Annotated in this window: 12 protein-coding genes; 11 read left to right on the top strand and 1 reads right to left on the bottom strand. The window is 32.4% G+C overall.

Annotated features, from left to right (window positions below):
• Window positions 1-230: 230 nt before the first annotated feature.
• Window positions 231-662, bottom strand: coding sequence for an Lrp/AsnC family transcriptional regulator (locus tag ACZM4J_RS11830; RefSeq protein WP_022165549.1), 432 nt, complete (start codon window positions 660-662; stop codon window positions 231-233).
• A 100-nt stretch (window positions 663-762) separates the two neighbouring features.
• Between ACZM4J_RS11830 and ACZM4J_RS11825 the strand changes: the two genes are divergently transcribed.
• The 11 genes from ACZM4J_RS11825 to ACZM4J_RS11775 all read left to right on the top strand — a co-directional run bounded on the left by ACZM4J_RS11825 (window position 763) and on the right by ACZM4J_RS11775 (window position 12,296).
• Complete coding sequence (locus ACZM4J_RS11825) at window positions 763-927, top strand: hypothetical protein (protein WP_158561026.1); 165 nt, start codon at window positions 763-765, stop codon at window positions 925-927.
• Between the two features lie 673 nt (window positions 928-1,600).
• On the top strand, window positions 1,601-2,557 hold the full coding sequence (locus tag ACZM4J_RS11820; protein ID WP_412622824.1) for a SpoIID/LytB domain-containing protein: 957 nt from the start codon (window positions 1,601-1,603) through the stop codon (window positions 2,555-2,557).
• A gap of 173 nt (window positions 2,558-2,730) precedes the next feature.
• Window positions 2,731-3,510: a peptidoglycan DD-metalloendopeptidase family protein gene (locus tag ACZM4J_RS11815; protein ID WP_117998442.1), complete on the top strand. Its 780-nt coding sequence runs from the start codon at window positions 2,731-2,733 to the stop codon at window positions 3,508-3,510.
• A 380-nt stretch (window positions 3,511-3,890) separates the two neighbouring features.
• Window positions 3,891-4,328, top strand: coding sequence for an RNA polymerase sigma factor (locus tag ACZM4J_RS11810; protein WP_022165265.1), 438 nt, complete (start codon window positions 3,891-3,893; stop codon window positions 4,326-4,328).
• A 68-nt stretch (window positions 4,329-4,396) separates the two neighbouring features.
• Entirely contained in the window at window positions 4,397-5,086 is a 690-nt protein-coding gene (locus ACZM4J_RS11805) for a hypothetical protein (RefSeq protein WP_022165264.1), read from the top strand.
• The gene (locus ACZM4J_RS11800; RefSeq protein ID WP_022165263.1) at window positions 5,083-6,063 is read left to right on the top strand and encodes a hypothetical protein; all 981 of its coding nucleotides are present in this window, start codon (window positions 5,083-5,085) and stop codon (window positions 6,061-6,063) included. Before ACZM4J_RS11805 ends, ACZM4J_RS11800 begins: the two co-directional genes overlap by 4 nt.
• 10 nt (window positions 6,064-6,073) lie before the next feature.
• A complete protein-coding gene (locus ACZM4J_RS11795; protein WP_428244881.1) occupies window positions 6,074-7,789 on the top strand; it encodes a serpin family protein in 1,716 nt (571 codons plus the stop codon).
• Between the two features lie 287 nt (window positions 7,790-8,076).
• Window positions 8,077-9,567, top strand: coding sequence for a glycerol kinase GlpK (gene glpK / locus ACZM4J_RS11790; protein ID WP_022165261.1), 1,491 nt, complete (start codon window positions 8,077-8,079; stop codon window positions 9,565-9,567).
• Between the two features lie 159 nt (window positions 9,568-9,726).
• Window positions 9,727-10,257 (top strand): ECF transporter S component, encoded by a 531-nt coding sequence (locus tag ACZM4J_RS11785; protein WP_022165260.1) that lies wholly within the window; start codon window positions 9,727-9,729, stop codon window positions 10,255-10,257.
• 319 nt (window positions 10,258-10,576) lie between these two features.
• A complete protein-coding gene (locus tag ACZM4J_RS11780; RefSeq protein ID WP_022165259.1) occupies window positions 10,577-11,122 on the top strand; it encodes a TIGR01440 family protein in 546 nt (181 codons plus the stop codon).
• Between the two features lie 187 nt (window positions 11,123-11,309).
• Window positions 11,310-12,296: an Ig-like domain-containing protein gene (locus tag ACZM4J_RS11775; protein ID WP_022165258.1), complete on the top strand. Its 987-nt coding sequence runs from the start codon at window positions 11,310-11,312 to the stop codon at window positions 12,294-12,296.
• Window positions 12,297-12,964 lie beyond the last annotated feature (668 nt).

Genomic DNA, 12,964 nt, shown 5'->3' with positions numbered 1-12,964 from the left:
TATGCTAGTTATATAAACAAGAGCTGCAAGCTCATTTCATGAACTTACAGTTCCATCACTTATCATAGAATGTCTATTTACAGACTTTATTTCACAGACTCCTAAGTTCCTTTTCTTTTAGTGGTACTAAAATGGTACCACTTTGTTTGACTTTTTTTCTTTAGTGCCATTATTTTAGGCTCTTTGGCAGTTACCTCTCAACTTATCAATTCAATCGACGAATCAATTTCTTAAAAGTTTGAATTATCGTTAGAATCTATTCTTGCAAATAAATCTGCCAACATAATATAAAATAAAGAGTATTGAGAAAACTTATATTTCATTACTGAGTTATCGTAATAGATGTTTTCATACATTTTTATTTCTCCATAGGAAGGATCATATATTATTAAATTACATATTTTATGCGATGTTGGATATAAAGAATTAGTAGCAAGTATAAAATTATTAGGTTTTGCAATGTTTAAATGATTTAAAGGAATTTTTAAAGTCATTCCAGAATAATTATTTACAATAATTTGTTTCGCATGTTTTATTCTTCTGTTAACGGTTGATTCGCTTAAGGATACCTCTTCTGCTAAAACTTTAATAGTTCTGCCTTGATTATGTTTATAATATAAATAGAAACATTCGTTAATATCATGTGATTTATTAGTTTTCACTGTTTTTTCCTCCTAATGATTTATATAGGAATATAATTGTTAAATATTGTAAAATAACGCCGAAAGCGTTACTTTATGTATATACAGGAGGTGTTTGAAGATGGAGAAAATAGTAATATTACCTAAAATTCCGATATCAGTAAATACTGCAATAATGACAGATGAAGAAATTCACGAAAAGTTACAAAGAGGATACACAGATGCAGAAGCAGGTAATGTAAGAAGTGCTGCAGAGGTATTTGCAAAATTTAGGGAGAACCATTAGATGGAATATAATGCAGTAATTACAGGGTAAGTAGAGTAGGACATGGAAGAATTTTATAATTGTTTACATACAATTGATAAAAAGATATAATTAACATAAAATTTTATAGAAGGTAGTAGAAAGATAAAAAGCAATCAGGATAATTATATAAGAGAACTGAATACAAATCATGTTATGTTTTCAAAGAGTTTGCAGGTGAAGATAAAAAGAAGGTTATTATTATTGATGCAACCAGAGGTACAGGAAAAGTATCTGTGAGACAGGAAAGTGTAGATGAGTTATTTGATAAAGGCTATAAAATATATCGAAAGAAATAAATAGGGAATTATTAATAAAAAAGAAAGCTAATTACTAATTTTCTTAACAACCTTCAAAACAAAATAAACCTATCTTTGTGTTATACTTAAATCAACATAAAGGTCGGACAAAATTAAATATCGAAGCTACACTGTAATGTGGGATGTTAAAGGCAAGGGCGTCGATAATATTCATATTTGCAGTTAAAGATAAAATTGCTATTTCATTGTTGTAATGGGGTAGCAATTTTTTGTAATTTATATTTTAAAAAATCATATAATATAAAAAAATACTTTAAAAAATTATGGTCAAAAAATATAAGTGGATTTTGGTTTTTGTGATTGTATTTCCAGTTATAATAACAGTAATAGTGAAAATGGCGAATAAAGAAACAACCGAGAGATTCGCAAGTGGACGAACTGTTATAATTGAAAATGACGGATATACAATAAAAATGGATGTAGAGGACTTTATACCATGTGTTTTAATGGCACAGATGGAGAAAAGCGAGTTTTCCAATGAGTTAATAAAAGCACAGAGTGTTGTGATTAGAACGTATATATATTATTGTATGAAAAATTCTCAAAGCATTGAGGCTACGCAACTGGGTTTGTCATATATTCCATACTGTAAGTTGGAAGAAATTTGGTACAGAAAGTTTTGTGGCGAAAAAGCAAATACTCCTAGAGGATTTTTTTATAATTTAACAGGGTTTGGTAAAAGTAGGTGTATGGAAGAAAATCTCCATTACTGGGATAGCATAATGAAGAGTACGAGAGGGAAAGTTTTAAAAAGTAACGGAAAAATTGTTCTGCCTTTATATCATCTGACAAGTAACGGCAATACCAGAAGTGGCGAAAAAATATTGGGGCAGGACTATGGTTATCTAAAGGAGGTAGCGTGTAAAAGTGATTTGCAGAAAAACGATTACATAGGCATAAAATATTTTACAGTAAAAGAGTTTATAGATACTCTTAACAAAAATGGGATAGTGGTATATAAGGATAAAAAAGAGAAGTTTGACTATTCCAAAATGGATTCAAAGGATCTTCTTAATATTATTAACTGTAAAAATGTTGATGAACAGGGTTATTTATTATGGGCAAAAATTGGTGATACGAAAATAAGTGGGGATTTATTTGCTAAGGCATTGGGGCTTCAATCAACCAGTTTGCAAATTGATGAGTGCGAAAAGGGTATTAGAGTTACTACAAAAGGCATAGGTCATGGCTTTGGAATGAGTTTATCCTTCGGAAATCATTTAGCGAAGGAAGGGGCAAACTGGAAAGAAATTTTACGAAAGTTTTATGACTGTTCTATAGTAGATAATTGAAAATAAAAGATTACTTTTTATAACGAATAATTAAAACAGAAAATCATTATTTTATAGCAGATAATATAATTGAAAATAAAAAATTATTTTATAATAGATAATAAAATAGAAAAAAATTTCATTTTTTGAATAACTTTCATTTTACAGGTCATACTATCAGTGAGGTGATAAGTATGGATAAGAAATTTATAACTGCAGTTATTGTTTGTGTTGTAGCATTAACGGCTGTGGCAAGTGGAACATATTTCATTGGTCAAAAAGGCAGGGACAATGTTGTAAATTTAAGAGAAGCAAACAATGATGCGACAACGGCAGAGGAAAATGTTAAGGTAGCTCAGGACAAAATTCAGGAAACTACTGAAGGTGACAGAGTTGCTGATGATAGCACTTATAGGGGAAGTACAGAAGGTGAAACCGAGATTGTAGCAAACAATCAGGTAGTTGAAGCCAACACAGAGTCAAATGTAAAAGAAGATGAATACATGTATGGTTTGTCATCTGAAGCTGCGGCTCAAATTAAAAAACTGAAGTTTAATAAAAATAGTCAGTTGTTGTGGCCGGTTCAGGGAAATATTGTAATGCCTTATGATATGGAAAGTACAGTGTATTTTTCAACTTTAGGGGAATATAGAACTAATCCTGGAATTGTAATTGGAAGCAAAAAAGGTGAGCCAATTAAAGCAGCAGCGGATGGGGTTGTGACAACTCTTGATGAAGATGAAGAATTGGGAATTTGCATAAATCAGGCAATTGGAAACGGCTACATTGCAACTTACGGTCAGGTTATTAATCCGGAAGTCGCAGCAGGAGATTATGTTGAAGCCGGTCAGACAATTGCGTATGTTAATGAACCAACAAGATACTATTCAAAGGAAGGGGATAACATTTATTTTGCAATCGCAAAAGATGGAAATCCAATAGATCCTTTAAACTACATTAATTACGAAGATTAAGTGCCATAAAAATTATTTGTAAAAATTCTATATGTCGACCATAAATGTAAGATTACAAATCTTTCATTAGTGGTCGGCATTTTCTGTTATAATACATTTAAGTGAAGTGAGTTTGGCATAACAAAAATGAAAAAACAAAACCAAAAGTTAGTTCTATAAAAAGAAAACAGAAAAAGCAAAACCAGAAAGTAGTTCTGGAAAACGAAAAAGGAAAAAGCAAACCAGAAGTTAGTTTTGCATTCAACCACCCTAAAATTTTTTTAAAACAGTGAAAAAACGAAAAAACAAATGGAAAAAAATGGAAAAAATTTTTGAAAAAATAACATTTTCGAAAAACGCAGGATTATTATGTATAGAAGCTTCAAAAAACGGAGGAATAAATGATAGCGCTATATTTAGCATTAGTAGATGAAGAACAAAAAGACAAGTTTGAACAGGTATATTACAAGTATAGAAATTTGTTATTTTACATAGCTTATGAAATTTTGCAAAATGAAAGAGATGCGGAAGATGCAGTTCAGGAAGCGTTTCTTCGTGTGGCAAAAAACATAGCGAAAATTTCTGATACATATAGCAATGAAACGAAAAATTTTGTGGTGTTAATTACAAAAAGAGAAGCTATGAAAATATACAACAAACGAAAAAAGAGAGATGAGGACACAGACATTGAACTGGAAAAAGTGAGAGTTTCAGAGGCGAACATGGTTAATGCTGTTAAATTTGCCATTGAGAAAATGCCGTACAAATACTCGTCTTTATTAACACTTAAGTATGTGATGGGATATTCGGGAAAAGAAATAGCTGAAATCACAGGTTAAAGTGAAACAAATGTAAGGCAACAACTTTTAAAAGGAAGAAAATTGTTGGAGTCTATGTTGGAGGAGGAATGAAAGTGAAACTAAATGATGACGTATTGAAACAGGCACTTGTTTTACATAATCAGGAGACAATGGAGCAAATTCCTGACATTATCAATACGCACAATTTTTCTTATAGATTTGAAAAGAAAATAAGAAGAATAAGTAGGGCGCAGAAGATGTTTGGCGGAAATATGATAATGGAAAGGTGTACAAGATATTGTTCAAAAATTGCAACTTTCGTTTTATGTTTAGTTGCTGTCAATGTTACTTTTGTAAAAGCTTTTGACATAAATTTGTGGCAGATGGTAGTTACACAAACTGAAAATTTTATCAATGTGGACTTTGCACAAACTGAAAATGATAATAGTAAGGTTGCAAAAGGAAGCAGAATGATGATAAGTAGCACCCCTGACGGTTACAAAAAAGAAAGCGAGTATTTTTCAGAAGAATTGTCGGTTCAACATTTTGTAAGTGACAGTGGAACGATTAGTTATACGGAAAGTTTGGTAAGTGACACAGCCAAGATTAAAGCAAAAGCTGAAAAAACGAAAACTGTAACAGTAGGTGCCAAAGAAGTTTTGATATCTTTTGGAGCTGAAAATATAACTGCCATGTACACTGATGACAAATATTGTCACACAGTTGAGGTACAGGGAACAGATGCAGACGAAGAATTTGTCATAAACATTATATCTGAACTGGAGGCACGAAAATGAAAAAAATTACAGGACTAATAATATTTTTGCTGGCATTTACTACTGTTTTTACTTTTTCATTTGACAGTGTAAAAGCAAAAGAAGCAGGCACTAGCAAAGTACAGAGCAATGTCATAAAAATAAAACTAATAAACAGTTATGTTGACACAAATACTTCTGAAATTGTTATAAGAATAAAAAACAAGAATTCAAAAACAATACAGTTAAAAGGTATAATGCTAACTGACAGTGAGAACAAAAGGTACAAACTACCTTCTAATAAAATCAAAATTCAAAAAGGAAAGACAGAGTATACAAGTATTCCTTTGAAAAAAGAAGCTGGTCAGTATAAATTAAGTTTTATTTTCAATAAGAAAAAAGTTGTTAAAACAATACCTTTAAATGTTGGAAAAGTCGTGCCGTGGGAAAATGACAAAAATACTGCCAGCAACATTAATAACAATAATGGTAGTGACAAGAATAATAGTGGCATTGGTGGTAACGACAATAATAGTGGTGATATTAATAATGACGGAAATGGAGACCAGAATAATAATGGTGGCATTGACAACAACGGTAATAATGACAAGAATAATGACGGTAACAATAATAAATACATCCCAGCTAATATTACCAACAAGGACATAACAAATACTAAATCCAAACAACATTTAGGTCAGATTCTTTTAAACAGGGATTTTCGAATTGACAAAAAAGGAAAAAGCAATATTGTTATTTTTTCGGAGAACAACTACAAAGATACATACAAAACAAAAATAAAAGTAATAATAAAACGGAAAAACAAAAAAGGATTTAAAGTATGTAAAAAATATGTTGAAACGAAAAAAAGCAATATAGCTTTTCTAAATAAAACTTTTAAATTGAATAAAAAAGGAAAATACAAAATGGTTGTGAAAATAACCAGATACAAGAAAACGGTTAAAGGAACAGTGAAAGAGAGTAGCACGTATGCATCAAATACTGTAAAATTCAAATAGGAGGTATCGTATGAAAAGAACAATGAAAAAAATAACGGCAATGATAATAGTAGCAGGTATGCTTTTAACTGCAATGCCATACGCAGACTATCAAAATGTAAATGCCAAAACTACAACAACAAAATGCCCAGCAAACAAGGGAAGCAAAACGAAAACTACAACAACGAAATGCCCTGCAAATAAGGGAAGCAAAGCTAAAACTACAACACCAAAATGCCCAGCAAACAAGGGAAGCAAAACGAAAACTACAACAACGAAATGCCCTGCAAATAAGGGAAGCAAAGCTAAAACTACAACACCAAAATGCCCTGCAAACAAAGGAAGCAAAACAAATAAGATATATCTCTACAAGTCAGGAACTAAAAGTAGCAAAAAAACTAAAACCATACGAGTATATCAAACAAAGCAGCTTTATTTTAAAGGTATGGGGAAAGCAAAAAAAATTAAGTGGAAAAGCTCAAAGAAAAAAGTCGCAAAAGTTTCTAAGCAGGGAATTTTGACAGGGTTAAAAACAGGCAAGACAACAGTAACAGCCAAAGTCAAAAAGACAAAATACCAGATTAAAATAAAAGTTAAGAAACCATTGAAAATCAAGGGGGAGAGCGTGGGTGGCTCTCAGTTGAAGCAGGGCATATTTATTAATGACTACTATGCTTCTGATAAAAATACATTAATAAGTCCTACTTCAATAAACATAGCTCTTGGAATGGTTCTTAATGGAGCAAAAGGAAATGTTTTTTGTCCTAGCAATGTAGAAAGAAATCAGCAGGTTTATGTAACTCCAAAAAGTGAAGTCGAAAAATATCTCGGAAATAAAGTAGATAAATACAACGAGTATGCTAAAAAAATAATGGACGCAAAAGATAACTCCACGTTAAAAATAGCGAATTCAATATGGTACAAAAGTGGAATAAAACTAAGTGATACTTTTGAAAATGCAGTGAAAAAATACTACTATGCCACAACTAATGAAATTCCATTTGACAATACAGGGGCGGAGCAAATTAACAAATGGGTGAATGACAACACAGATGGCATGATTGATAAAATCATAGATAATATTGACAAGAGTGCCTATGCATACATATTAAATGCAACGCTTTTTAACGGAAAGTGGACATGGAAATTTGACACATCAGATGTTAAGAGCAAAAAATTTAAAAAATTTAACGGAAAAAAAGTAAACGTTGAAATGATGGAAGAGGAAAGCAACAGTTATTACGAAAATGACTATGCATTAGCTTTTGAAAAAACTTATGAAAAAGATAAGAAATACTCATTTATTGGTATATTGCCAAAAGCAAAAGGAAGTTTTAAACTGGAAAACCTTAATATTGAGGAACTTTTGAAGAAAAAGAAAAAAGATCAGGTTCAAATAGGAATTCCGAAATTCGAATATGCCTGGAAGAATAATATAAAGTCTTCATTAGTAAGTGCCGGAGTAAAAGAAATTTTTAACAAATACATACCTGCATTAAATCCAATGTTTGATGACACAGATTCGAGTAACAAATATGTGGATGAGATAATTCATAGCACAGCCATTGAAATGAATACTGACGGAACGAAAGCGGCCGCCGTAACTGCAGCTGTTGTTAAAGAAACATCAATTAGAATGTGTTCAAATAAAATACTGCTGGACAGACCGTTTGCTTACATAATAAAAAATAACAAAACAGGAGAAATACTTTTTATTGGAAAAGTAGTTGATCCAACATTGAAATAGTAAAAAGGTGCATTAAGTTGCGTCTTTTTTTGTAGCAAAAGCCTGACAAGCGATATCGTGCTTGCACGAAATATCATTTGTCAGGCGTAAGAACATCGAAAAGCTATGCTTTGAGATGCCTGCTATCTGCAATCGAGTAGGAGTCAGCCTACTCGATTGACCACAGATATATTGTAAACTTCTTGTAATAGTGCCATAAAAAAGATAAAATAAAAGAGATATTATTGTACGGAAAATAATGAAAATATAGAAAACAAATGAATAAAATTACATACATGGAGGACAAAATGGGAAAGTACATAATGGCGCTTGATCAGGGAACAACAAGCTCAAGAACAATTTTATTTGACAAAGGAGGCAATATAATTTGTCAGGCAAATAAGGAATTCGAACAGATATTTCCAAAGGCAGGCTGGGTTGAGCATAACCCGGAAGAAATTTGGATGACACAGGTTTTAACAATGGGAGAGGTAATGCGAGAGGCAGGAATTGACGGAACTGACATTGAAGCAATAGGCATTACAAATCAAAGAGAAACAACCGTTGTGTGGGACAAAAACACTGGAAAACCAATTTACAATGCAATTGTCTGGCAGTGTAGAAGAACTTCTGACATTGTGGATAAATTAGTGGCAGATGGACTGACAGATACAATAAAAAGTAAAACAGGACTTGTACCTGATGCCTATTTTTCGGGAACGAAAATTAAGTGGATTCTTGATAACGTAGCAGGAGCGAGAGAGAAGGCTGAAAAAGGCGAGCTTCTTTTTGGAACAATTGACTCATGGCTTATGTGGAAATTAAGTGGCGGTGTAATTCACGCAACAGACTATACAAATGCAAGTCGAACCATGATTTATAATATCAATGATTTAAAGTGGGACGAAGAGTTGCTTGAACTGTTAAATATACCGAAATCAATGCTACCAAAGGTTATGCCGTCAAGTGGAATTTTCGGGTACACAACAGCGGAACTATTAGATGCAAAAATCCCAATAAGTGGTGTGGCAGGGGACCAGCAGGCAGCTTTGTTTGGTCAGTGTTGTTTTGAAAAAGGTGACGTAAAAAATACATACGGCACAGGGTGCTTTTTGCTTGCAAACACAGGTGACAAAATTGTTAAATCAAAAAATGGATTAATCACAACAATAGCCGCATCAACAGATAAAGTTGAGTATGCTTTAGAGGGCAGTGTATTTGTGGCTGGGGCAGCGATTCAGTGGCTTAGAGACCAGATGCATTTGGTTGACAGTGCAGCAGAAAGCGAGGATGTTGCCTCAAAAGTTCCGGATACAAACGGAGTCTATGTAGTTCCCGCATTTACGGGGATGGGTGCTCCATATTGGAAACAGGATGCAAGAGGCATGGTAGTTGGAGTAACAAGAGGTACAAGCAGAGAACATTTTGTGAGGGCAACTTTGGAGTCTTTGGCATATCAGACTAACGATGTATTACAGGCAATGGAACAGTATATGGGACAGCCAATTAATACAATAAAAGTAGACGGCGGTGCCTGTGCTAACAATCTGTTAATGAAGTTTCAGGCAGATATTTCCCAGAAGAAAGTTAAGCGACCTTCAGTGATAGAAACTACAGGGCTGGGAGCAGCATATTTGGCAGGTTTAGCCACAGGTTATTGGAAAAACAAAGAAGAGATAAAAAGAAACATGTCAATAGATAAGGAGTTTGTTCCACAGATGAGTAAAGAAGACGTTCAGGAAAAACTAAAGGGCTGGAGCAAAGCTGTAAAGTGTGCAATTATTTATAGTGAAGAATAAGATAAAATTAAGACCGGATTGTTGTTTTGACAATGACAATCTGGTCTTATAAGTTTTTAATAAAATGACTATATTAATGATACCATATACTGATATAATCAGAACAGATATAAAATTCATATTAACCATATATGAATTACTTACATTAGGAGGAAAATTATGAATAGTAAAGTAGTATCAAAGATTGTATTAACAGCACTTTTTGCGGCATTAGCTTATGTTGCAACTTCAATTATCAGAGTTCCTACAGTTGGAACTCAAGGTTATGTAAATATTGGAGATAGCATTGTATTATTAAGTGCATGGCTTATTGGTGGTGTTTATGGAGCACTTGCAGCAGGAATCGGTTCAGCATTAGCTGATCTTTTAGCACAGTATGTAACTTATGTACCGGGAACATTTATCATTAAGTTTTTAATGGCACTTGTTGCATATTTAATTTTTACAGCACTTAAGAAAACAAATATTAACAAAGTTGTAGCTTACATTGTAAGTGGTGTAGTTGCAGAATTAATTATGGTATTTGGTTATTTCTTATATGAAAGCACAATATTAGGATATGGACTTGCAGCAGCAGCTTCAATTCCAAGTAACTTCATTCAGGCTGGAACATGCTTAGTAATTGGTTACATTGCAATCGGAATTTTAGAAGGTGCAAAAGTTCCAAACTTACTTAAAAAATACGTGTAGATAAAGTCCCCCAATGGTGAGAACCATTTTTATAAAACTTTAAGGTAAAGGTTGAATTTATTTCAGCCTTTCCTTTTGCGTTAGGGAGAAATATTGTGGAGTACCAGATATAAAAATGTGTAATTAGAAACAGTTTGTTAAGCATATAAAAAGTCTTAGTAATTATAAATAGTAGATTAAACATGGAAAATGTTGAAAATATTATGGAGTTACTTTCTTATTAAAGGAAAATATATTTGTAAATAATATAATATTGGTATAAAATATAAAAAGATATTAAGATTAAAAAGTTATTTTTTATAACTTTAGGAGGCGTAGAATGTATACTGAACTTACAAAACAGGCAGAAGATGTTACAAGAGAGATTGTCGAGAAAGCAGGACTTACAAAGGGACAGATTTTCGTAGTAGGCTGTTCATCAAGTGAGATTTGCGGAGACAAAATTGGAACTAATTCAAACCTTGAAGTGGCACAGGCTGTATTTAAGGGAATTTATCAGGTTTTACAGGAAAAGGGCATATATTTAGCAGCCCAATGTTGCGAGCATCTTAACAGAGCAATTATCGTTGAGAGAGATGCAGTACCTTTTTCAGACATAGTTAATGTTGTGCCTCAACCAAAGGCAGGTGGTTCTTTTGGAACAACTGCATACAAAACATTTGCAAATCCTGTTGCAGTTGAAGAAATCAGAGCTGATGCAGGAATTGACATAGGTGGAACACTTATCGGCATGCACATTAAGAAGGTTGCCGTTCCTGTTAAGTTGGAACATAACAAAATCGGTGAAGCAAACATTCTTGCTGCAAGAGTTAGACCAAAATTTATTGGCGGAGAAAGAGCAGTGTATAACAAAGATTTAATGTAAAAAGTTTTAATTAAATAAATTTACTTAGAAAGCAATTCGTAGACTTAACTTAAAGGGGGAAAGCTACTGAGTTGCTTTTTATTTATGGAATAAAAGTAAGAATAAAAGGTCAGTTCATGAAAAAAGTGGCAATAACAATATGATATAATTTAGCTATCCAATGTAAGAGTAAAAAGGAGGAAAAAATATGAGAGGATCAAAAAAATTATTATCATTAATGTTAGCCCTTGTTTTAACGGTAACAATGCTTCCGGCCATAAGTGCAAAAGCTTCTTATGGACCTAAAATCAGCAAGAAAAAAGTTACTTTATATGTAGGTGGAACAATAAAGCTTAAAATGAAAGGTGCATACGGAAAAGTAAAATGGAAATCATCTAACAAGAAGGTTGCATCTGTAAATAGTAAAGGAAAAGTTAAAGCTAAAAAACCCGGTAAAGCAACAATAAAGGCAAAAGTATATGGAAAATGGTATAGTTGCAAAGTTAAAGTTAAATCTGTGTATCGTATATCAAGTAAAAATATAACAGTAAATGGAACTAGAGATATTTATATTAACTTTTATAAGGCTTCAGGTTCAAGTATCGATGTTTATTCGCAAGATGAGAATATTGTTGAGGCAGATGATGGAGTAGAAAATGGAACAAGAGTTCCGATTCATTTATATTGTTATAATGAAGGAACAACATATATTGTGATAACTAATAGCTATAACAATGAAAAAGTCAAGATAAAAGTTACATATAAGAAGAGTAGAAGCAATAGTGGAAGTAATAGCGGTTCAAATAGTTATGATGATGAAAAAGAGCCAACTTTACAAATAACATTACCATCAGTTCCTTATGAAGGAGCGGATCATTATTCAACTGGAAAAATATATAAAAAGTACACTATTACAAATGTAAGATATGAAAAAGATTATTATAGTTCTGATAATGAGTTTAGTGTTAAATTATTTGTTTCAGGAAAGAAAACTTACGATGCTAATGGATCAAATTATAGTTCATATGTACCTGTTGGATGGAAATTATATGATTCAAATGGTAGTGTAGTTGAAACAGGAACAGTATATTCACCTGATATAGCAGTGGGAGAGAGTTTTACTGATGCATATGGTTATATTGGTACGGACTTGAAACCAGGATGTTATAATTTAGTATTTATAGATACTATATAGGTAGATACTTAGGTTGAGAGGAAAGACATAAAGTTAAAACCATCAAGGGAGAACAACATAAGTATTCTTTTATTAGCAAGGGTAAAATAAAAAAGAAAAAACATATATAAAATGAAAAATCAGTTTGAAATACCTGTCACATTCGAATTGTGGCAGGTATTTTTTATACACAAATAGTCACACCTGAACAATATATTGCAGAGATAAATAAAATGTGATAATATACAGAGTGGGTACTACCAGAAAAACGGTAGGCGGTTAGTTCTCCAACAGGAAGACTGAACTTTCTGATTACATAGAAATCTTCAAAAGAGGAAATCTGTGAAAGGAGGACACACTTTATGAGTGATTTTGAGATTTTATCAATTGTATTGATGATTATATCAATTATAGTTGTAGTATTGATTGAGTATATTAAGACACTAAAAAAGTAACCGCCATCTAGCCTGAAAATAGTGGCGGTTACTTTTTTAACCAAAACAATCAGGACTAACCGTCTATCGGTAGTACCTTTTGTAATATTATAGTAGCAGATGGTTATTGATATTTCAAGAGTATTTTGATTATAGTTTGTGTCAAGTAATCGTTGGCAACTTTCCTTTTCTCTTTTTCTATACGATTATTATCTACTTTTTTGTATGCCAAATAAACCCTGTCGGGTTTCTCTT

It is taken from the genome of Eubacterium sp., from assembly GCF_057858645.1.
The sequence above is the reverse complement of the archived record's forward strand: the minus strand, read 5'-3'. Positions and strand labels throughout refer to the sequence as shown.

Excerpts from the sequence above, each read along its gene's own strand:
- ACZM4J_RS11825 (WP_158561026.1), top strand. The coding sequence starts at position 763 with ATGGAGAAAATAGTAATATTACCTAAAATTCCGATATCAGTAAATACT.
- ACZM4J_RS11820 (WP_412622824.1), top strand. The coding sequence starts at position 1,601 with ATGGCGAATAAAGAAACAACCGAGAGATTCGCAAGTGGACGAACTGTT.
- ACZM4J_RS11815 (WP_117998442.1), top strand. The coding sequence starts at position 2,731 with ATGGATAAGAAATTTATAACTGCAGTTATTGTTTGTGTTGTAGCATTA.
- ACZM4J_RS11810 (WP_022165265.1), top strand. The coding sequence starts at position 3,891 with ATGATAGCGCTATATTTAGCATTAGTAGATGAAGAACAAAAAGACAAG.
- ACZM4J_RS11805 (WP_022165264.1), top strand. The coding sequence starts at position 4,397 with ATGAAAGTGAAACTAAATGATGACGTATTGAAACAGGCACTTGTTTTA.
- ACZM4J_RS11800 (WP_022165263.1), top strand. The coding sequence starts at position 5,083 with ATGAAAAAAATTACAGGACTAATAATATTTTTGCTGGCATTTACTACT.
- ACZM4J_RS11795 (WP_428244881.1), top strand. The coding sequence starts at position 6,074 with ATGAAAAGAACAATGAAAAAAATAACGGCAATGATAATAGTAGCAGGT.
- glpK (WP_022165261.1), top strand. The coding sequence starts at position 8,077 with ATGGGAAAGTACATAATGGCGCTTGATCAGGGAACAACAAGCTCAAGA.
- ACZM4J_RS11785 (WP_022165260.1), top strand. The coding sequence starts at position 9,727 with ATGAATAGTAAAGTAGTATCAAAGATTGTATTAACAGCACTTTTTGCG.
- ACZM4J_RS11780 (WP_022165259.1), top strand. The coding sequence starts at position 10,577 with ATGTATACTGAACTTACAAAACAGGCAGAAGATGTTACAAGAGAGATT.
- ACZM4J_RS11775 (WP_022165258.1), top strand. The coding sequence starts at position 11,310 with ATGAGAGGATCAAAAAAATTATTATCATTAATGTTAGCCCTTGTTTTA.